This window comes from Sphingomonas canadensis (assembly GCF_026013525.1).
Classification (GTDB): Bacteria; Pseudomonadota; Alphaproteobacteria; order Sphingomonadales; family Sphingomonadaceae; genus Sphingomonas; species Sphingomonas canadensis.
The window spans coordinates 1-19,453 of record NZ_JAPDRA010000003.1 but is presented as its reverse complement, the minus strand read 5'-3'; the positions used below and the strand labels follow the sequence as shown (position 1 = coordinate 19,453).

General features: G+C 68.8%; 22 protein-coding genes and 1 pseudogene. 10 read left to right on the top strand and 13 right to left on the bottom strand.

Going from position 1 to position 19,453, the window contains the following annotated elements:
- The first annotated feature begins 63 nt into the window (after positions 1 to 63).
- Positions 64 to 663: a Yip1 family protein gene (locus tag OM513_RS07580; protein WP_264943564.1), complete on the top strand. Its 600-nt coding sequence runs from the start codon at positions 64 to 66 to the stop codon at positions 661 to 663.
- Positions 664 to 732: 69 nt separating this feature from the next.
- Complete coding sequence (locus tag OM513_RS07575; RefSeq protein WP_264943563.1) at positions 733 to 1,035, top strand: DUF4282 domain-containing protein; 303 nt, start codon at positions 733 to 735, stop codon at positions 1,033 to 1,035.
- A 52-nt stretch (positions 1,036 to 1,087) separates the two neighbouring features.
- On the opposite strand, the gene OM513_RS07570 is transcribed toward OM513_RS07575, so the two are convergent.
- The 3 genes from OM513_RS07570 to OM513_RS07560 all read right to left on the bottom strand — a co-directional run bounded on the left by OM513_RS07570 (position 1,088) and on the right by OM513_RS07560 (position 2,342).
- Entirely contained in the window at positions 1,088 to 1,501 is a 414-nt protein-coding gene (locus OM513_RS07570; RefSeq protein ID WP_264943562.1) for a holin family protein, read from the bottom strand.
- A 92-nt stretch (positions 1,502 to 1,593) separates the two neighbouring features.
- Positions 1,594 to 2,091, bottom strand: a complete 498-nt coding sequence (locus tag OM513_RS07565; RefSeq protein WP_264943561.1) for a PIN domain-containing protein — start codon at positions 2,089 to 2,091, stop codon at positions 1,594 to 1,596.
- A gap of 5 nt (positions 2,092 to 2,096) precedes the next feature.
- Positions 2,097 to 2,342, bottom strand: a complete 246-nt coding sequence (locus tag OM513_RS07560; protein WP_264943560.1) for a type II toxin-antitoxin system Phd/YefM family antitoxin — start codon at positions 2,340 to 2,342, stop codon at positions 2,097 to 2,099.
- Between the two features lie 201 nt (positions 2,343 to 2,543).
- Between OM513_RS07560 and OM513_RS07555 the strand changes: the two genes are divergently transcribed.
- Both OM513_RS07555 and OM513_RS07550 read left to right on the top strand, forming a co-directional pair.
- Entirely contained in the window at positions 2,544 to 3,551 is a 1,008-nt protein-coding gene (locus OM513_RS07555; protein ID WP_264943559.1) for a sulfite exporter TauE/SafE family protein, read from the top strand.
- Between the two features lie 27 nt (positions 3,552 to 3,578).
- Complete coding sequence (locus tag OM513_RS07550; RefSeq protein ID WP_264943558.1) at positions 3,579 to 4,940, top strand: cation:proton antiporter; 1,362 nt, start codon at positions 3,579 to 3,581, stop codon at positions 4,938 to 4,940.
- Between the two features lie 4 nt (positions 4,941 to 4,944).
- Here the strand turns inward: OM513_RS07550 and OM513_RS07545 are convergent, their stop codons facing one another.
- Positions 4,945 to 6,489 carry a tryptophan halogenase family protein gene (locus OM513_RS07545; protein ID WP_264943557.1) on the bottom strand — a complete coding sequence of 515 codons (1,545 nt, stop codon included), beginning with the start codon at positions 6,487 to 6,489 and terminating at the stop codon, positions 4,945 to 4,947.
- Between the two features lie 113 nt (positions 6,490 to 6,602).
- Between OM513_RS07545 and OM513_RS07540 the strand changes: the two genes are divergently transcribed.
- The gene (locus tag OM513_RS07540; protein WP_264943556.1) at positions 6,603 to 7,127 is read left to right on the top strand and encodes a TlpA family protein disulfide reductase; all 525 of its coding nucleotides are present in this window, start codon (positions 6,603 to 6,605) and stop codon (positions 7,125 to 7,127) included.
- Positions 7,128 to 7,197: 70 nt separating this feature from the next.
- Positions 7,198 to 9,321, top strand: coding sequence for a S9 family peptidase (locus tag OM513_RS07535; protein ID WP_264943555.1), 2,124 nt, complete (start codon positions 7,198 to 7,200; stop codon positions 9,319 to 9,321).
- A 69-nt stretch (positions 9,322 to 9,390) separates the two neighbouring features.
- Here the strand turns inward: OM513_RS07535 and OM513_RS07530 are convergent, their stop codons facing one another.
- From OM513_RS07530 to ypfJ, 7 genes are all read right to left on the bottom strand, one after another.
- Positions 9,391 to 9,795, bottom strand: coding sequence for a DUF6491 family protein (locus OM513_RS07530; protein ID WP_264943554.1), 405 nt, complete (start codon positions 9,793 to 9,795; stop codon positions 9,391 to 9,393).
- A gap of 8 nt (positions 9,796 to 9,803) precedes the next feature.
- Positions 9,804 to 10,193, bottom strand: a complete 390-nt coding sequence (locus OM513_RS07525; protein ID WP_264943553.1) for a hypothetical protein — start codon at positions 10,191 to 10,193, stop codon at positions 9,804 to 9,806.
- A 42-nt stretch (positions 10,194 to 10,235) separates the two neighbouring features.
- Positions 10,236 to 10,967 (bottom strand): hydroxyacylglutathione hydrolase, encoded by a 732-nt coding sequence (gene gloB, locus OM513_RS07520; protein ID WP_264943552.1) that lies wholly within the window; start codon positions 10,965 to 10,967, stop codon positions 10,236 to 10,238.
- Positions 10,968 to 10,973: 6 nt separating this feature from the next.
- Entirely contained in the window at positions 10,974 to 11,402 is a 429-nt protein-coding gene (locus OM513_RS07515; RefSeq protein WP_264943551.1) for a VOC family protein, read from the bottom strand.
- Positions 11,403 to 11,583: 181 nt separating this feature from the next.
- A complete protein-coding gene (locus OM513_RS07510) occupies positions 11,584 to 12,333 on the bottom strand; it encodes a hypothetical protein (protein WP_264943550.1) in 750 nt (249 codons plus the stop codon).
- Complete coding sequence (locus tag OM513_RS07505) at positions 12,306 to 13,061, bottom strand: alpha/beta fold hydrolase (protein WP_264943549.1); 756 nt, start codon at positions 13,059 to 13,061, stop codon at positions 12,306 to 12,308. Before OM513_RS07505 ends, OM513_RS07510 begins: the two co-directional genes overlap by 28 nt.
- A gap of 4 nt (positions 13,062 to 13,065) precedes the next feature.
- A complete protein-coding gene (ypfJ, locus tag OM513_RS07500) occupies positions 13,066 to 13,962 on the bottom strand; it encodes a KPN_02809 family neutral zinc metallopeptidase (protein ID WP_264943548.1) in 897 nt (298 codons plus the stop codon).
- A 154-nt stretch (positions 13,963 to 14,116) separates the two neighbouring features.
- On the opposite strand from ypfJ, the gene OM513_RS07495 reads away from it, so the two are divergent.
- The 4 genes from OM513_RS07495 to OM513_RS07480 all read left to right on the top strand — a co-directional run bounded on the left by OM513_RS07495 (position 14,117) and on the right by OM513_RS07480 (position 18,261).
- Positions 14,117 to 15,259, top strand: a complete 1,143-nt coding sequence (locus tag OM513_RS07495; protein WP_264943547.1) for a patatin-like phospholipase family protein — start codon at positions 14,117 to 14,119, stop codon at positions 15,257 to 15,259.
- 23 nt (positions 15,260 to 15,282) lie between these two features.
- Positions 15,283 to 16,068 carry a 3-hydroxybutyrate dehydrogenase gene (locus OM513_RS07490; RefSeq protein WP_264943546.1) on the top strand — a complete coding sequence of 262 codons (786 nt, stop codon included), beginning with the start codon at positions 15,283 to 15,285 and terminating at the stop codon, positions 16,066 to 16,068.
- Positions 16,069 to 16,115: 47 nt separating this feature from the next.
- Positions 16,116 to 16,766: a DUF4893 domain-containing protein gene (locus tag OM513_RS07485; RefSeq protein WP_264943545.1), complete on the top strand. Its 651-nt coding sequence runs from the start codon at positions 16,116 to 16,118 to the stop codon at positions 16,764 to 16,766.
- A gap of 184 nt (positions 16,767 to 16,950) precedes the next feature.
- Entirely contained in the window at positions 16,951 to 18,261 is a 1,311-nt protein-coding gene (locus OM513_RS07480) for an amidohydrolase (RefSeq protein WP_264943544.1), read from the top strand.
- 187 nt (positions 18,262 to 18,448) lie between these two features.
- Here OM513_RS07480 and OM513_RS07475 read toward each other — a convergent pair whose 3' ends face one another.
- Both OM513_RS07475 and OM513_RS07470 read right to left on the bottom strand, forming a co-directional pair.
- Positions 18,449 to 18,769, bottom strand: a complete 321-nt coding sequence (locus OM513_RS07475) for a hypothetical protein (protein ID WP_264943543.1) — start codon at positions 18,767 to 18,769, stop codon at positions 18,449 to 18,451.
- A 163-nt stretch (positions 18,770 to 18,932) separates the two neighbouring features.
- Positions 18,933 to 19,262, bottom strand: a pseudogene (locus OM513_RS07470) (Bax inhibitor-1/YccA family protein); the annotation flags it as partial.
- Positions 19,263 to 19,453: the final 191 nt, after the last annotated feature.

Genomic DNA, 19,453 nt, shown 5'->3' with positions numbered 1-19,453 from the left:
CGCAATCAAGGGCAGTTGCCCGAAGGCGGGCGTGTTCGCGTTCGATGCAAGCGGAGGTGGCCGATGATCGAGCGGATCAGGAATCTGATCGCCAACCCCAGGGAGGAATGGGGCCGGATCGACGCCGAGCCGATGCGCGTGCGCGGCATAGTGACCGGCTGGGTACTGCCGCTTGCGGCGATCGGCCCGGTGGCGTCCACGATCGCGCTGATCGCCTTCGGCCTGCCTTCGTTCGGCGAGGTGGTGCGGCCTTCCGCCGTCTATCTCGTGGCCGGGGCCGTGCTGGGCTATGCGCTGGCGGTCGCCGGCATCTATCTGCTGTCGATGGTCATCGACATGCTGGCGCCGGGCTTCGGCGGCCAGCGCGAGCCGGTGCAGGCGATGAAGGTCGCCGCCTATTCGGCCACCGCGAGCTGGCTTTCCCAGATATTCCTGATCGTCCCGCTGCTGAACGTGCTGGTGGTGGTGGGGCTCTATTCGATCTTTCTGTTGTGGACCGGCCTGCCGCGGCTGATGCGCGCCAATCGCGAGCAGGCGGCGGCCTATACCGTCGTCGTGCTGGTGGCCGCGGTGGTGATCCAGATCCTGATCTCCACCATCTCCAATTCGGTGCTGGACCGGATCGGGCCGCCGGCACCACCCCTGTTGCTGCCCGCCCGCTGAACCGGCGGCAGAGTGCGTGCGCGTAACGCTTACCGTTCCTGCGTAGCCATTCCTGCGACGGAGAAGTTCATGGACAACGGTTTCTTCGGCAAATTGCTGAGTTTCGACGAGATGATCGGCGGCATGCTGATCCGGATCCTCTACTATATCGGGCTGGTGGGCATCGCGATCTACTCGCTGGTGCTGCTGGCGGCGGCCTTTTCGGCCGCGCAATATTCGGTGGGCTATTTCCTGCTCGGGATCGGCGCGGCGGTGATCTGCCTGGTGGTGGGCACGCTGTTCTGGCGCTTCTATTGCGAGCTGATGATCCTGATGTTCCGGATCTATGACCGCATGGGCGAGATCCGCGACCGGCTGCCCCCCGCACCCTAGGACGGCGACGGCGTGGCGGCCGGGCGAATCCGCCCCGGCCGCCGCGCGCGCCTCATTTGTCGACGCCCTTGATCTTCCCCCACTGGCGCGCGGCCGTATAGCCCAGATAGCCGGTGCCGAAGAGCGCGTAGAGCGGCTCCGGGATGCCCGCCAGATAGGCGTTCATGCTCGTCGCGATGGCGCGCGCCGTCTCCGGTTGGGCGGCACCGATCAGCCCCATCGGGATCGCCCACAGCAGCAGCGCGTACATCACATAGAGGAAGCTCGGCCGCGCCCGGCTGGTCCAGGGATCGGCCGATTGCGCCTCGGCCACGATCGCGCTGAGCTGGGTGCGCACCGCCTCCATCTCCTGGCTGCCCTGCAGCTTGAGCAGCTCCAGCTTGGCCGCGTCGCGTGCCTTGGGATCGGGGATCACCTTGTCGATCAGCCCCGCGATCGGGCCGATCAGCGATTCGAGGATGCCCATGTTCCTGTCCTTTCCGTCATGCCGGGCGGCGGAACGGATATAACCCAATTGGATCGCTGTAGGACAGACTGTGAACCAATATCGATAAAGACCTATCCGCGCACGAACAGGTTCTTCAGCCACAGCGGGCCGGTCCGCACCGCCAGGCGCCAATCGCCGTCCTCGTCGCGCTCCTCGGGACGCCAGCCCCAGGGATCGAGCAGCCGGACGCGCCCGGCGCGGAACGCGGCGGCATCGCGCGTGACCAGCGTCAGCCCATGTTCCAGCGCGGTCGCGGCGATCAACCCGTCGCGCGTGCTGGCATAGCCGATCTGCGCCGCGCGCCGTGCCACCGCCGCGTCCACCGGCAGGATGCGTCCCTCGAACGCGCGCAGCACCTGCCCTTCGATCCAGGCGCGGATCGCCGCGGCGGCGGGCTTGTCGCTGCGGGCCAGCCGGGTGGCGCCGCTCTCCAGCTCGACCAGGCTCAGCGCCGACAGGAACAGGCTGCGCGGCGGCGCGGCCTGTGCCCAGGCCGCCAGCCCGGGATCGGTGCGTCCGGCCGCCGCCTTGCGCAGCTCGCCGACGATGCCGGTGTCGAGCAGGAACATCGCCCTCAAAGCTCCGCCGCGCGTTCCCAGGCAGCGTCGGCGTCATGCGCCCCGCCCGGCTCGCCCGGCGCGGACATCGCCAGCAGATCGACGATCGATTCACCGCTTCCGGCAAGCTGATGGAACGCCTCGATGCTCATCAGCACGTGCGTGGGCCGCCCGCGATCGGTGACCAGCACCGGCCCGGCGAGCGCGAATCGCTTCGCGGCCGACACATCCTGGTTGAACTCCCTGCTGGTTACGGACTTCATCGCAGGACCTCCGCCGCGCCGGAATGGTAGCGCTCCCATATAGGTACATTACTACATCCGGCGCCGCGGGCAACGGTTTCGGCCATCTCACGAAAAAGTCCCCGGGCGGCGCGGAAGCGGGTTGTGCGGGGCGATCCGATCTGCCTTGTTCATCGCAACCCGCGGCAAAGGCACGCGAGAGCGGTTAGGGGGGAGAGACGGTTGAGGGGGATCGTGCGCGGCTTTTTCGAAAGCCGGATATTTTGCGGCTGGTGGGGCGGCATGATGCTGCTGTGGGTGGCGCTGTTCGCACTGCGCAACTCGATCCCGTTCCTGATCGAGCATTGGTATTATCCCGCGATCATGGTGCTGGGCGCCTTCATCGCGGGGCTCACGCCCGAAGGCGGCGGGGCGGCGGCCTTTCCGGTGCTCAGCGTATTCCTGGACGTGAAGCGCGAGATGGCGCGCGACTTCAGCCTGATGATCCAGAGCGTGGGGATGACCAGCGCCAGCATCTGGATCCTGTCGCAGCGCGGGCATCACCTGCCCAGCTATGCGCCGGTGCTGTGGTTCGTTCCCGTCAGCTTCCTGGGCTTCGTATTTGGGATGCAGGCGATGCAGGCGATCCCGGTCTACATCATCCAGGCGCTGTTCCTCAGCCTGATCCTCACCTTCACGCTGGCCTATATCTCCAGCAAGCATCGCGGCGAGCTGCATCTGCTCCATGCGCGCGGGTTCGCCGATCATGCGATGCTGGCGGCGGTGCTGTTCGCGGGCGGGATCGCCGCCAGCCTGTTCGGCACCGGCGCGGACATCGCGATCTACACGCTGCTCGTCACCCGCTTCCGCATGGATGAGAAGGTAGCCACGCACATCAGCATCATGCTGATGGCGGCGATCAGCATCCTGGGATGCGCCTATCGCTTCTTCTGGGACGGCGACGTCACCGATTATCAGGTGCGCACCTGGCTATGCGCCTATCCAGTGGTGCTCTTCATGGCGCCGTTCGGCAGCTATGTGCTCAGCCGCCTCAACGTAGAATGGATGCTGCGCGCGATCGTGGCGCTCAACATCTTCCAGATCGCCTATTTCAACCTGAAGAACCCCACTTGGGCGAAGCTGGCGTGGTCCACCGGCTTCTCCGTGGTGCTGTTCGCGGTCTTCTGGTTCTCGCTCGCCCGTATCGTCCGCCAGACCGCGCGGCGGCGCGCGGCCGGCGCGGGCGCCTGAGCGGCCTCATCGGAAGGAAACGGACAGATGACCGAACTCTATGGCGAACTGGTCCGCACGATCGGCGGGGTGATGGGCGCCCACGGCCCGGCGGTAAATGCCGCCAAAAGCTATGCCCCCGGCGATTACAGCATCCATTTCTTCCTGCAGATCGCGGTGATCCTGCTCGCCTGCCGCGTCGTCGGCTGGCTGGCGAAGCGGCTGCTGGGCCAGCCGCAGGTGGTGGGCGAGATGATCGCGGGCGTGGTACTCGGCCCGTCGCTGCTGGGGTTGCTCTTCCCCGATTTCCAGCTCGCGCTGTTTCCCAAGGAGACGCGCAACATATTGTACGTCGGCGCGCAGTTCGGCGTCGGGCTTTACATGTTCCTGGTCGGCACCACGCTGCGCCTCGATCACTTCCAGTCCAAGGCGAAGAGCGCGTTCGGCGTGTCCGCGGCGGGGATCGGGGCGCCGTTCGTCTTCGCGATCCTGATCACGCCGTTCCTGCTCCAGGTGCCGGGGCTGTTCGCGCCAGGGATCAGCCAGTCCAACGCCACGCTGTTCATGGGCGCCTGCATCGCGCTCACCGCCTTTCCGATGCTTGCGCGGATCATCAACGAACGCGGGCTGGCCAATACGTCGCTCGGCACGCTCTCGCTGACCGCGGGAGCGTTCGACGATGCCGCATCCTGGTGCGTGCTGGCGGTGGTGCTGGCGACCTTCGGCGGCGGGCCGGGCGTGGCGATCCTCGCGATCGGCGGCGGGCTTGCCTATGCGGCCTTCATGCTGATCTTCGGCGCGCGGCTGCTCGCCCCGCTCGGCCGCGCCGTGGAGGCGCGCGGCGAGATAAGCCACACGGTGCTGGCTGTCACGCTGATGCTCTACGCGATGTCGGCCTTCGTGATGGACGCGGTGGGCATCCATGCGGTGTTCGGCGGCTTCCTGCTCGGCGTATGCATGCCGCGCGGCCTGTTCGCCGACGAGCTGAAGCGCAAGCTGGAGCCGATGACGGTGGTGTTCCTGCTGCCGATGTTCTTCACCTATTCGGGCCTCAACACGCGGCTGGACATGGTGAACTCGCTCACGCTGCTGGCGATCGCGCTGGGCATCCTGATCGTGTCGGTTGCGGCAAAGTTCGGCGCCTGCTGGGCGGCCGCGCGGCTGGCGGGGGAAGACAACCGCACCGCGCTGGGCATCGGCGCGCTGATGAACGCGCGCGGGCTGATGGAGCTGATCATCATCAACATCGGGCTGCAGAAGGGCATCATCGGCCCCACGCTGTTCTCGATGATGGTGCTGATGGCGATCGTCACCACGGTGATGGCCGGGCCGCTGTTCGAGCTGGTCTATGGCCGCAAGGCGCGCGCGACCGGCGAGCTGGGTTCGCTGAAGGATGCCGCCCCCGCCTGAACGTTCAGGCCGGAAGCGCCTCCGCGCCCGCGTTGATCTGGCGGATCAGCTCGCGGTGGGAGGGCAGGTCCTGCGCCGCGCGCTCGCCGAACTTGCCGATCCGCGCGAACAGCCGCTCGGCCTCCGCCACGTTCGGGAACTCGTTGCGCACCGGCGACAGGTCGGTTTTGAACTCCATCCCGTACAGGATGTACTGATAGTTGAAGAAGGCGAAGCTCTCCAAATCCAGGATGAAGTCGAACCGGCCCGGCGGGCGATAGCGCCACTGGTCGAGCAGCTCGCGCAGCCGTTCGGGGATCGACGCGGGATCGGCGTTGTCGCGCCAGAAGGGCTCCTCGCGCCGGCTGAGGCAATAGTGGAGCTTCAGGAACGCCGCGATGTTCTGAAAGCGCGCCGTGATCAGCTCGTTGAAGCGGCGGGCGGGGGCGTCGGCGGGGCCGTTGTGCGGGAACAGCTCGGCGATCATCCGCACCGCCGCCTCGATCAGCACCACGCCCGTCGATTCCAGCGGCTCCAGGAACCCGCCCGAAAGGCCCACGGCGACGCAGTTCTTCACCCATTGCCGCTCGCGATAGCCCGCCTCGAACGGGATCAGCTTCGGCTCGACCGGATGGCCGGCATAGGCCTCCAGCAGCTCCGCCGCGCGATCGTCCGAGACATGGTCGCCGGAATAGACGCAGCCGATGCCGCGCGCGCCCTCCAGCCCGATGTCCCAGGTCCAGCCGCCCTCATGCGCGGCGGCGATGGTGAAACTCTCCAGCGGCGCGTCCGGCCGGCCATAGGGGATCTTGCAGGCGAGCGCGCGATTGGTGAACAGCGTGTCGCGCACCGGACGGAAGGGCGTCCCCAACGCCCGCCCGATCAGCTCCGCGCGGAAGCCCGAGCAATCAACGTACAGGTCGGCGCACATCGCGCCATGCTCGCGCGTCACCACATGGGCGATCGACCCGTCCGGCCCCAGCACGGCATGCTCCAACAGCCCGGTGACGTGGCGAACGCCCAGCGCCACCGCCTGTTCGGTCAGCACCCGCGCCAGCCGCGCTGCGTCGAAATGATAGGCATAGTTCAGCGGCCCGGTGAACTCGCCCTCCCCCGGCCGCTTGGGCGCGCGGCGGCGCTCGGCCACGCGATGCTGCACCGTCACCGCCTCGGCGAAGGGCGGGCGCGCGGCCGCGTCCATCAGCAGCCAATAGGGCACCAGCCCCAGCCCCTCGGTGTAATAGGGCGCCTCGAACGGGTGGAGATAGCTGTGGCGCCGCCCGTCCGCCCCCGGCGCGTGCAGCCAGTCATTGAAGCGTATGCCCTGCTTGAACGTGGCGGAGGTGGCGCGCATGAAGCGCGTCTCGTCGATGCCGATGTAGCGCAGCGTTTCGCGGATCGTGGGAAAGGTGCCCTCGCCCACGCCGATGATGCCGATCTCCGGCGATTCGAGCAGCGTGATCTCCAGGTGCGGATTGTCGCGGATCTCCAGGAACCGCGCCAGATAGGCCGCGGTCAGCCAGCCCGCCGTGCCCCCGCCGACGATCAGGATGCTGCGTTTTCGCGCCATGCGCCCAGCATAGCGGAGGGGCGGAAGGCGGAACAGGGGGCGGCGCCCTCGCCGCTCGGCGCCGCGCATGATAGGCTGCCGCCCCGGCAGTCTGGCGGAAACAGGGGGGCACCATGAACCGCGGCATCTTCAGGATCGCATTCGCGCTGGCGGCGGTGACGCTGCTGCCCGGCGCTTCGGCCTCCGCGCCGCCCGTCCCGCTGCCGCTGGGCAAGCCCGTGGTGGGCAAGCCCGCGCCCGATTTCCGCATCAAGATGTTCGACGGCACCAGCGTCAGCCTGTCCGATCTGCGCGGGCAGGTGGTGGTGCTGAACCTCTGGGCGTCATGGTGCGGCCCGTGCAAGACGGAGATGCCCGCGCTCGATCTGATGCAGGTCAACGGCGGCCGGCACGGGCTGCGCATCTTCGGCGTGAAGGTGATGGACGCGACGCCGCGGCAGAAGCTGCGCAAGCTCGAATCGCTGCTCCACTATCCGCTCGCGACCGATATCAGCGGCGGTTACGTGCCGATCGGCCGCGCGGTGCCCACCAACTATATCATCGATCGCAAGGGCGTGGTCCGCTACGCGCGCCCCGCCGTCCTCACCAAGGAGGATTTCGCGGACCTGCTGGTGCCGCTGCTCAACGAAAAACCCTGATTCCGGCTGGACTTGGGGCGGCCGCCGCTCCACGCTGCGCTGCAAGACGGGCGCAGCGAAAGGATCGGGAATGAAGCTGGGTGGCATGGCGTTTGCGGCGGCCGCGGGGCTGCTGCTTTCCACGGGCACCGGCGCGCAGGAGCTGCCCAAGCCCCCCGTCGCCGAAAAGCGCCCCCATGTGGTGAAGGCCCCCTTCGGCGCCGAGCGGACCGACGAATATTACTGGCTGCGCGACGATACGCGGAAGGACCCCGCCGTCCTCGCCTATCTCACCGCCGAGAACGCCTATGCCGATGCGGTGCTGGCGCCGACGAAGCCGGTCGCGGCAAAGCTGTTCGCGGAGACCGTATCGCGCATCAAGCAGGACGACAGCACCGTCCCCTGGCTGATGCGCGGTTACTGGTATTACACGCGGTTCGAGGCGGGGGCCGATTATCCCATCCTGGCGCGGCGCAAGGGCAGCATGGACGCGCCCGAGGAGATCCTGCTCGACCAGCAGGCGATGGCCGCGGGCAAGAGCTTCTTCCAGGTCGCGGGCTGGGCCGTCAGCCAGGACAACCGCTACCTCGCCTGGGCCGACGACGACGTGGGCCGCCGCCAATATGTGGTGCGCGTGAAGGATCTGGCTACCGGCAGGATGCTGGCCGACACCATCCCCAATGTGGACGAGGCGCCGGTCTGGTCGAACGACGGCAAGACGCTGTTCTACATCGACAAGGACCCGGTGACGCTCCTGTCGAAGCGGATCAAGGCGCATGCGATCGGCACCGCGTCCGCGGACGACCGGCTCGTCCATGACGAGAAGGACGACAGCTATTACCTCAGCATCACCCGCACCTCGGACGACAAGTTCCTCTGCATTTATCTGTCGGCCACGGTCAGCACCGAACAGCGCTGCGCCAGCGCGGACGATCCGCGCGAATTCGTGCCGATCGCCGCGCGCGAACGCGATTTCGAATATCAGGCCGATCACGCCGGCGGCCGCTGGGTGGTGCGCACCAACTGGAAGGCGCCGAACTTCCGGCTGATGACCGCCGCCGATGCCGACGGGTTCAAGGGCCGCGCCGCCTGGAAGGATCTGGTCCCCGCCAGCGCCGATGTGTTCATCGAGGATTTCCAGCCCTTCGACGGTTTCCTGGCGATCGAGGAGCGTTCGGGCGGCAACAAGCGGCTGCGCATCCTGCCCGCCAAGGGAGAGGCCCGCCATGTCGCGGCGGACGAGCCCGCCTATTCGATGACGCTGGATACCAATCCCGATCCCGCTTCGGCCTGGCTGCGCTACCGCTATGATTCGCTGCTCAGCCCCACCGCCACCTGGGAGGTGAACGCCGCCACCGGCGAGCGCCGCCTGCTCAAGGTGAAGGCCGCGCCGGGCTATGATCCCGCGAAATATGTCACCGAGCGCGTCTGGGTCACCGCGCGCGACGGGGCGAAGGTGCCCGTCAGCCTGATCTACGCCAAGGGCTTCCGGAAAGACGGTACCGCCGCGCTGCTCCAGGAAGCCTATGGCAGCTACGGCAATTCCTATGATCCCGAATTCACGCCGAAGATCGCCAGCCTGCTCGATCGCGGCATGGTCTATGCCCTCGCCCATATCCGCGGCGGGCAAGAGATGGGCCGCGCCTGGTACGAGGACGGCCGGCTGCTGAAGAAGCAGAACAGCTTCAACGATTTCATCGACGTCACCCGCGCGCTGGTGAAACAGGGCTATGCCGCCCCCGGCCGCGTGGCGGCGACGGGGGGCAGCGCGGGCGGGCTGCTGATGGGCGGCATCGCCAACATGGCGCCGGGCGATTATCGCGTGATCCGCGCGCGCGTGCCCTTCGTCGATGCGGTCACAACGATGCTCGATGCGTCGATCCCGCTCACCACCAACGAATATGACGAATGGGGCAACCCGGAGAACAAGGCCTATTACGACTATATCCTGGGCTATTCGCCCTACGACAATATCGCGGCGAGGGACTATCCGGCGCTGTTCGTGACGACCGGGCTGTGGGACAGCCAGGTGCAATATTACGAGCCCGCCAAATGGGTCGCCCGCCTGCGCGCGAAAAAGACCGACGCCAACCCGCTGGTCTTCCGCATCGACATGACGTCGGGCCATGGCGGCAAGTCCGGCCGGCTGGAACGCCACCGGCAGGAGGCCGAATGGATGGCCTTCATGCTCCAGCAGCTCGGGGTGAAGGAGTAAACGGCCGCCCCGGCGCGGCCCGCGCCTCAGATCATCCGGAACCCGTTCGCGCGGCCCGCCCCCGCGCCGCTATTTCCGGTAGGGCGTGAACTTGCCCAGCCGGCACTGCGGGCCGGGAATGTTCGCCCCCGGAGTAACCGCACGCACGCGATCGCTGCTGCAAAGCTGCGATCCGAACATCTCCACGATCAGGATGTCGCCCGGCTGCATCCCCGGGCACGCCGCGGGCAGATCGTTGCGCCACACCGTCCCCATCTCGCGATAGAGCAGCGTGTCGCCGTCGATGATCTGCGGGCCGTTGGAACGATCGGCGCGGATACAGTCCACCGGCTCTCCCGCGGTGCGCCCGGCCAGCGCCTTGGCCAGCTCGCGCTCGGCGCGCGCCTTGGACGTGTCGCTCAACTCCGCGCTGGCGGTGCATCCGGCCAGCGCGACCATCGCGAGCAGGATGCGGGCGGGCGCGGCGGCGCGCATCGCCCGGATCACTTCTTGTAGGGCACGAACGCGCCCAGCGTGCAGGTGCCGGTGAAGGTGCCCGTCGCGCGCGAGCGCGTCTCCACGATGTCGCCGCGGCAATATTGGCTGCTGGGGCTGCGATAGATCAGGATGTCGTCGCTGTTGCGCCGGCCACAGCTTCCGCTGGTGTCGTTGCGCCACACCACGCTCTTGCTGCGCATGTACAGCATCGTCTTGTCATAGGTCTTGACGCTGTTCACGCCGAAACGCGGGATGCAGCTCTGCTCCTTGCCCGGTTTCAGGCCGGTCAGCGCCTTGTCGAGCGCCTCGGAAGCCGCGCCCCCCGGGGTCTGGCTGGTCGCGGACGGTGCCGCCAGCGCCATCAGCAGCGCGGCGGGAACGGCAAAACGGATCATCGCAATCCTCCTCTCGCGCCCCCGCTGCACACTATAGCGCATTCAGCCGCGGAAACCATCCTTGGCCGCGCGCCGCCCGGCCAGTTCGGCCGCGCTGGAGGCGCGCAGGAAGGGGTTGGTCGCCAGCTCCAGCGCGATGGTGGTGGGAACCGTCGGCTCGCCCGCGGCGCGCGCAGCGTCCACCTCGGCCATGCGCGCGCGGATCGCCTGGTTGTCCGGCTCGGCGGCCAGCGCATAGCGGCCGTTCGACTGGGTATATTCGTGCGCGCAATAGACGCGCGTTTCCGGGGGCAGCGCGCCCAGCCGGCGCATGTTGGCGAACATCTGCTCCGCCGTCCCCTCGAACAGCCTTCCGCATCCCATCGCGAACATCGTGTCGCCCACGAACACCGCGCCGTCTTGCGCGAAATGATAGGCGATGTGCCCCGCGGTATGCGCCGGCACTTCCATCACCCGCGCCGCATGCGCGCCCAGCGTCACCGTGTCGCCCTCGCCCACCAGCCGGTCGGCAGTGGGGATCTTCGCCGCTTCGGCCGCGGGCGCGATCACGGTGGCGCCGGTCGCTTCCTTGATCGCGGCGTTGCCGCCGGTGTGATCGGGGTGCCAATGGGTGTTCCAGACGGCGCCGATCGTCCAGCCGCGCTTCGCCGCCTCGGCCAGCACCGGCGCGGCCTCCGCGGGATCGACCACCATGGTCGCGCCGCTGGCGCCGTCATGGACCAGCCAGATGTAATTGTCGCTCAGCGCGGGGATGCGGACGATCTCAAGCGCCATGGCGGATCACCACTCGCCCGTGTTGGGCATCGACGCCCAGGGTTCCTGCGGCGGCAGATGGCCGTCCTGCAGGATCTCGATCGAGATATTGTCGGGGGTGCGGACGAACGCCATGTGCCCGTCGCGCGGCGGGCGGTTGATCGTCACGCCCGCGTCCATCAGCCGCTGGCAGGTCTCGTAGATATTCTCGACGCGATAGGCCAGGTGGCCGAAATTGCGCCCGCCGCCATAGGTCTCGGCGCTGCCGTCCTCGGCTGGCCAGTTGTAGGTCAGCTCCACCTGCGCGTCCTCGTCGCCGGGCGCGGCCAGGAAGATCAGCGTGAACCGCCCGCGCTCGCTCTCGATCCGGCGCAGCTCCTTCAGCCCCAGCAGTTCGAAAAAGCGGACGGTTGCCACCGGATCGGTGACGCGGATCATCGTGTGGAGATATTTCATGGTTCGTGGTTCCCCGGCAGGATGCGGAAACGGGATTGGTACCGGTCCGCTCCTCCACCCGGCCACCCAGCGGCAGTATCTTGTGGGTGGCCGGGTGGGGGAGCGGGCCGGCGCCGCCGCAGCGACACAGCCCCAAATCTAGGCGCCCGCCCGCCCGCTTACCAGAGCCACGCCGGCCCTTTCATCCGCCCGCGGCGAATTGCGCCAGCGCGCCGCGCGCCGCCTCCGCCTCGCGGCTGCCGGGCGCCACCTCGGTCACGCGCGTCCAGTGCCGCCGCGCGGCCGCTTCGTCGCCCGCCATGGCGGCGATGTTGCCCGCCTCCAGCAGCGTCACCGGATCGTCGGGCGCCAGGCCCAGCGCCTCGCCGATGTCGCTAGCGGCGCGGACTGGATCGTCCATCCGCCGCGCCAGCGCCGCCGACAGCAGCCAGGCGAGCTGCACCCCCGGCGCCTCGCGCAGCGCGACGTCCAGATCGGCCCGCGCGCCCGGCTTGTCGCCCAGCGCCATCCGCGCCCGCGCGCGATCCAGATGCGCCTCGCCCAGCGGCGTGCCGGCCAACCCGCCGGTTATCGCCAGGTCCAGCGCATCGCGCGCCTGTTCCGGCTCGCCCGCCGCCAGCCATGCGTTGCCCGCCAGCGCCCACATCGGGCCAGCGCGTTCGCCGGGCACCGCCTCGCTCTCGCGCGCGGCTTGGGCAAAGGCGGCGGCGGCGTCCGCCCAGCGTCCCTGATTGGCCAGCGCCACGCCCAGGCACTGGCGGGCACGCTGCGCGCCGCCATCCGCGATCCAGCGCCGCGCCTGCGCCTCGGCCTCTGCCGTGTCGCCACGCGCCAGCAACAGGCATTGGGACAGCCGCCGCTCGGGCGCCTCGCCCGCGGGCGGGGCCTCCTGCGCGGCCAGGATCAGGGCAAGGGCGGCGGCTGCATGCATCGCTCGGAAACCTCCTCCACCGCGCGGATCAGCGCGGCGATATCCTGCTCGCGCGACAGGCGGTGGTCGCCGTCCTTGACCAGCGTCAGGTGAACGTCCTCCGAACGCAGATACTGCATCAGCGCCTGGCTGCGCTGCCACGGCACGTCGGTGTCGCGCATGCCGTGGAGCAGGCGCACCGGCACGGCGATGTCGATGCTGCCCTGCATCACCCGGTTGGCCTCGCCCGATGCCCAGAAGGCGCGGGTCGTCACCGTCGGCCGCTCCGAATAGGGCGACGGCTTCTCCAGCCGCCCTTCCTGCAGGATCGTCATCTTCTCCGCCTGGCTGAAGCCCCAATCGGTGAAGTCGGGCGCGGCGGCGATGCCCACCAGCCCCACGATCCGCTCGCGCCGCGCGCGCGCGACGAGCAGCATGATCCAGCCGCCCATCGACGATCCGGCCAGGATCACCGGCCCCTCGGCCACCTCGTCGATCATCAGCAGCGCGTCGTCGCGCCACGCGGCCAGCGTCTGCTGCTCGAAATCGCCCCCGCTCTGCCCGCACCCGCCATAGTCGAAGCGCAGGAAGGCGCGGCCGTTGGCCTTGGCCCATTCCTCCAGCGCGATCGCCTTGGTGCCGGTCATGTCGGAGGCATAGCCGGGCAGGAACACCACCACCGGCCCCTCCCCCGGGGTGTATTCATAGGCGAGCGCGGTCTGCCCGGCGTCGTCCGCGGTGTCGGTCACGATGTCAGATATCTCCCTTGAACGTGTCGCACTGGCCCGGATCGCCGCTGTCCAGCCCGCGCTTCAGCCACTTCATCCGCTGTTCGGAGGTGCCGTGGGTGAAGCTGTCGGGCACCACGCGGCCCTGTGCCTGCTTCTGCAGCGTATCGTCGCCGATCGCGTTGGCGGCGGTCATCCCTTCCTCGATGTCGCCGGGCTCCAGCCGCCCGCTGCGCGTGGCCCAGACGCCCGCGAAGCAATCCGCCTGAAGCTCCAGCCGCACCGACAGCGCGTTGCTCTCGGTCTCGCTCGATTTCGCCTGCATCCGCGACACCTGCTCCGAGGTGCCGAGCAGGTTCTGGATGTGATGGCCGATCTCGTGCGCGATCACATAGGCGCGCGCCGCGTCACCCTGCGCGCCGAAGCGGCTGGCGAGTTCGTCGAAGAAGGCGGTGTCCAGATAGACGCCCTCGTCGGCCGGGCAATAGAATGGCCCCACCGCGGAGCTGGCGAAGCCGCAGCGCGAATTGGCGCCGCCGGTGAAGAAGTTGATCGTCGCCGGCTTGTACTGGCGGCCCGCCTGCTGGAAGATCTGGCCCCACACCTGCTCGGTGCTGGTCATCACGCGGCACGCCTCCAGCCGTTCGCCGGTGCTGCACGCCGCGGCGCCCTGGCCGCCGCCGCCGCCGGGCGCCGCCACCTGCCCGCCACCGCCGGCGCTGCCCAGCATCCCGCCCAGCCCGCCGCCGCCGCTCATCGCCACCCAGACCGCGCCGATCGCCAGCAGCAGCACGATCGTGCCGCATCCCATCCGCCGCCCGAACAGGATCGGCAGCAGCGCGAACAGCGGGAAACCGCCGCCGCTTCCGCCGCTGCCCAGGTCGCGGGCGTTTTCGGTGGGATCGAGATCGTCGAGGCGCATCGCGGACACTTTCGTCGTTCGGGATGCGGTTAATGCCTCAGCGCGCGGGCGGATGCACCCCGGAATCTGCGCGCGCGCCGTCCGCGGCGGCCCCGCCTTCGCAACCGCGAAAATCCGCATTGCCGCGCGCGCCGCGATGCACCACATGCCCCGCATGGCAGATGCCGGCCGACTCAAGCGCAGCGCCTCCCCCGCGGGCCTTCCGCTACCCGAAACGGTGGCGCTGGTGCTTCAGGGTGGCGGCGCGCTGGGCAGCTACCAGGCTGGCGTGGTCGAGGCGCTGGGCGAGGCCGGGATCACGGTGGATTGGGTCGCCGGCATCTCGATCGGCGCGGTCAACGCCGCGATCTTCGCCGGCAACCCGCCGGAACGCCGCGTCGCCCGGCTGCGCGAATTCTGGGGCCGCGTCACCGCCGCCCTGCCCAGCTTCCCCCTCCCCGACTGGGATCAGGCGCGGGAGATCGCGCACGAATGGTCCGCCGCGATGGTGCTCGCCACGGGCGTCCCCGGCTTCTTCCGGCCGCGGCTCGTGCCCCCCGCCTTCGCCGCCCCCGGAACGCCGGAGGCGCTGAGCTTCTACGACAGCGCGCCGCTGCGCGAGACGCTGGACGAACTGGTCGACTGGGATCTGCTCAATTCCGGCCCCGTCCGCCTCTCGGTCGGCGCGGTGGATATCGAAAGCGGCAACTTCCGCTATTTCGACACGCGCGACGAACGGCTTGACGCGCGCCACATCATGGCGTCGGGCGCGCTGCCGCCGGGCCTGCCCCCGGTGGAGATCGACGGCCGCTGGTATTGGGACGGTGGCATCGTCTCCAATACGCCGCTCACCCATGTGCTGGACCGGCAGGAGGCCGGGATGCTGGTGTTCCAGGTCGATCTCTTCCCCGCCGCGGACCAGCGCCCGCACACGATCACCGACGTTCTGGCGCGCGAGAAGGAGATCCGCTTCTCCAGCCGCACCCGCCAGGTGTCGGACGAGCGGCTGCGGCTGCGCTGCGATCGCGAGCTGGCGCGGCGCGTGATCGCCAAGCTACCGGCGGAGCTGCGCGACGATCCGGACGTGCGCGCGCTCGCCGAACGATCGGCGGAGCTGCCGGTCAGCCTCGTCCACCTCATCTATCGCGCGAATGCCTGGGAGGGCGGCAGCCGCGATTTCGAATTCTCGGCGCGCTCGATGCACGAACATTGGCTCGCCGGCCGCGCCGCGGTGGCGGAGACGATGGCCCAGTCGCGCCTGCTCGCCAGCAACATCCTCGACGGCAAGACCGCCGCGTTCGATCTGACCCGCAAATGAGCGTCTGAGCAAAGGAGTATCCCATGTTCCTCAAGGGCAAGTCCGCCATCGTCACCGGCTCCACCTCGGGCATCGGCCTGGCCTATGCCAAGGCGCTCGCGGGCGCGGGCGCGTCGGTGATGATCAACGGCTTCGGCGATGCCGCCGCGATCGAGACCGAGCGCGCAGGGCTGGAGGCGCTGAGCGGCGCCAAGGCGCTCTACGACGCCGCCGACATGAGCAAGCCCGATCAGATCGCGGCGATGGTCGCGCGCGCCAATGCGGAGCTGGGCGGGCCGGACATCGTCGTTTCCAACGCCGGCATCCAGCATGTCTCGAAGATCGAGGATTTCCCGCCGGAGAAGTGGGACGCGATCCTGGCGATCAACCTCAGCTCCACCTTCCACCTGATGCGCCTGGCCGTGCCGCATATGAAGGCGAAGGGCTGGGGCCGGATCATCTCCACCGCGTCTGCGCACAGCCTGGTCGCCAGCCCGAACAAGGCGGCCTATGTCGCCGCCAAGCACGGGCTGGCCGGCCTGACCAAGACGGTGGCACTGGAAACCGCGACCTTCGGCATCACGGTCAACTGCATCTCGCCGGGCTATGTCTGGACGCCGCTGGTGGAAAACCAGATCCCCGACACCATGGCCTCGCGCGGCCTGACGCGCGAGCAGGTGGTCAACGACGTCCTCCTCGCCGCCCAGCCGACCAAGCAGTTCGTCCAGCCCGATCAGGTCGCCGCGATGATGCTGTACCTCTGCCGCGACGAGGCTTCCGCGATCACCGGTGCCAATATGTCGATCGACGGAGGCTGGACCGCGGCCTGATCCCGATACACAATGGCCGCATCCCCGGGGGCGGGAAGCGAGGACCGATGTATTGGAAGCCGATCGCAGCCGCACTCCTGCCGGGGCTGCTTCTCAGCGGATGCGCAGGCGGCGCCGCCCGGGCAGGCACCGGGACCGCCGCCGAGCGCGTGACGAGCTGGCGCAAGGTCGCGACCGAGGCGGATCGCAAGCGGCTGCGCGACTGGCACCGCGCCTGGGATAGCGCGCTCCCCCGCGCGCGCACCGCGGATGGCGGCGCAATCGCCGCCGATCCCGCGCTGTTCGCGCCCGATGAGGCGCGCTCCGGCCCGGCGCTGCCCCCCGGCGGCTATCGCTGCCGCGTGTTCAAGCTGGGCGCCGCGGGCACGGCGATGCGCGAGTTCACCGCCTATCCGGCCTTCCGCTGCAAGATCAGCGACGAAGGCGGCATGGCCAGCTTCCAGAAGCTCACCGGATCGCAGCGCCCCACCGGCCTGCTGTTCCCCGACGATGGCACGCGCATGGTGTTCGTCGGCACGCTGATGCTGGGCGACGAGACCGCGCCGCTGCGCTACGGCGCCGATCCCCAGCGCGACATGATCGGCTATGTCGATCGCATCGGCGAACGGCGCTGGCGGCTGGTGCTGCCCTGGCCCAGCTTCGAATCGCAGCTCGACGTGATCGAGCTGGTGCCGGAGGAAGCGGGAGCCGCGCCGTAAATCTGAATCGGGTTGTTCGAACGTTCGCCCCGAGCCTGCCGAACGGCAGCTTGCCGCGTGCGATACGCCGATGGACGGCCCCTGCTGTAGCCGCCCCCGCCCGCTCCCCGGCCGCGCCATCCCGCTTGCGTCCCCGCCCGCCATCCGCGAAGCTGCGTGGACAACCGCTTGGGGGAACGCCTCGATGATCCGCAACCTGCTCCTCGCCTCCGCGATCGCCGGCATGGCGCTGCCCGCCGCGGCCGATCCGGTGCGCGACGCCACCCGCGCGGCGATGCCGGCGCTGATGGACATCTATCGCGATCTCCACGCCAGCCCCGAGCTGAGCCTCCAGGAGGTGAAGACCGCCGCCAAGCTGGCGGCCGAGGCGCGCAAGGCCGGGTTCGAGGTTACCGAGAAGGTGGGCGGCACGGGCGTGGTCGCGGTGCTGCGCAACGGCCCCGGCCCGGTGCTGCTGATCCGCGCGGACATGGACGGTCTGCCCGTGATCGAGCAGACCGGCCTGCCCTTCGCGTCAAAGGTGCGCGCCGCCACGCCCGACGGGCTGGAAACCGGGGTAATGCACGCCTGCGGCCACGATACGCATATGGCCGCCTGGATCGGCACGCTGCGCAACCTGGCGGCGATGAAGGACAAATGGCGCGGCACGCTGGTGATGATCGCCCAGCCCGCCGAAGAGGTGGGTAAGGGCGCCGCCGCGATGCTGGCGGACGGGCTCTATACGCGCTTTCCCAAGCCGCAGTTCGCGATCGCCTTCCACGATGCCGCCAACATCCCGGCGGGCACGATCGGCATCAAGTCCGGCTATGCGCTGGCCAATGTCGATTCGGTCGATGTGGTGGTGAAGGGCGTCGGCGGCCACGGCGCCTATCCGCACACCACCAAGGACCCGATCGTGCTGGCGTCGAAGATCGTGATGGCGCTGCAGACGCTGGTCAGCCGCGAGGTGGACCCGCAACAGCCCTCGGTCGTCACCGTCGGCAGCTTCCACGGCGGATCGAAGCACAACGTCATCGGCGACGAGGCCGTCCTCCAGCTCACCGTGCGCAGCTACACGCCCGAGGTGCGCAAGCAGTTGCTGGACGGCATCGCCCGCATCGCGCGCGGTGAGGCGATCGCGGCGGGCATCCCAGACGATCGCATGCCGGTGGTAACGGTGAAGGACGAATTCACGCCCTCCACCTTCAACACCGAGCCCTTTTCGGGCCGCGTCTCGGCGCTGTTCACCCAGCGCTTCGGCAAGGATCGCGTCGTCGCCACGCCCGCGGTGATGGGGGGCGAGGATTTCAGCCGCTACTGGCTGGCCGATCAGTCGATCCAGAGCCTGATCTTCTGGGTCGGCGGCGTGCCCAGGGACAAGTGGGACGCCGCACAGGCGGGCAAGGGCCAGCTCCCCTCGCTCCACAGCCCCTTCTGGGCGCCCGATGCCGACGCGGTGATCGCCACCGCCACCGAAGCGCTGACCGCCGCGGCGCTGGACGTGCTCAAGAAGTAACGCGCGCGCAGTCGCGAGCCGCTCGCTTCCTGGCCCTATCCCGCTTGCGGGAGAGGGTTGGGCAAGGGCCTTCTTCGGCCTTTCCTCGCGCCGCGCTCGCCGGCCAGCCCGGCAATCCGCTCGCGCAGAGCCCGTCGCAGGGCGCCCGGGCAAAGCTCCCGGCGCCGCCCGGCCCTGCCCGCGCCGGTCAGGCGAAGCCCAGCCGCACCATCGCCCGGCCCAGCCAGCCGCGGCCCTTCATCGCCGCGCGGCGGCGCTCGGCCTTGGCATCATAGCCGGAGGATTTGGGCGCGTGCTGATGCACCGGCTGGGTCGATGCGGGCGGATCGGATGCGTCCATCGATTCGTCCAGCGCGCGGTCCAGCCGCGCCTCGCGGCTCTCGGGGTTGCGCTCCAGCCGTTCGGCGATCGATTCGTCGGTGCCGGCGTCGGCTGCGATCGCCGGCCCGGCCGCGTCCTTGGGCGCGGGCTTGCGGCGAATGATGCTCGGGGTCTTGGCTTCGGCCATCGGGGATACTCCTCGATACTATCCCCGCGAAAACGCCCATCCCCCGCGCCGCGTTCCCGCCCGGCGCTTTCTGGCAGGAGCCTTCAGCCCTTCTCCCGCCCAAACGGAAACGGCCCGGCGGTTTCCCGCCGGGCCGTCGATCCATGCCGTCCGCGTTGCGCGGTCAGTCGCGCGCGCTGCCGAACAGGCGCAGCAGGAACAGGAACATGTTGATGAAGTCGAGGTAGAGCGTCAGCGCGCCCATCACCACCGCACGTCCCTGATATTCGGTGCCGGCCACCTGATCGTAGATCAGCTTGATCTTCTGCGTGTCATAGGCGGTCAGCCCCGCGAAGATCAGCACGCCCACCACGCTCACGATCAGGTCCATCTCGCCCGAACGGAAGAACAGCGTGTTGAGCAGCATCGCCACGATCAGCCCGAACAGGCCCATCACCAGGAAGGTGCCGAAGCCGCTCAGGTCGCGCTTGGTGGTGTAGCCCCACAGGCTTAGGTTGAATCGACATTCAGCACCAGAAGCTGAGGGCGGCCAAGCATAGGCTGGCGAGGTAGTTTTGGGGGATGCGGTCGTATCGGGTTGCGATGCGCCGGAGTTGTTTGAGCTTGCCGATGGTCCGCTCGATTTGGTTTCGCAGCTTGTATTTGATCGGATCGAATGCGCGTTGGCGAGGCATGCAAGTGCGC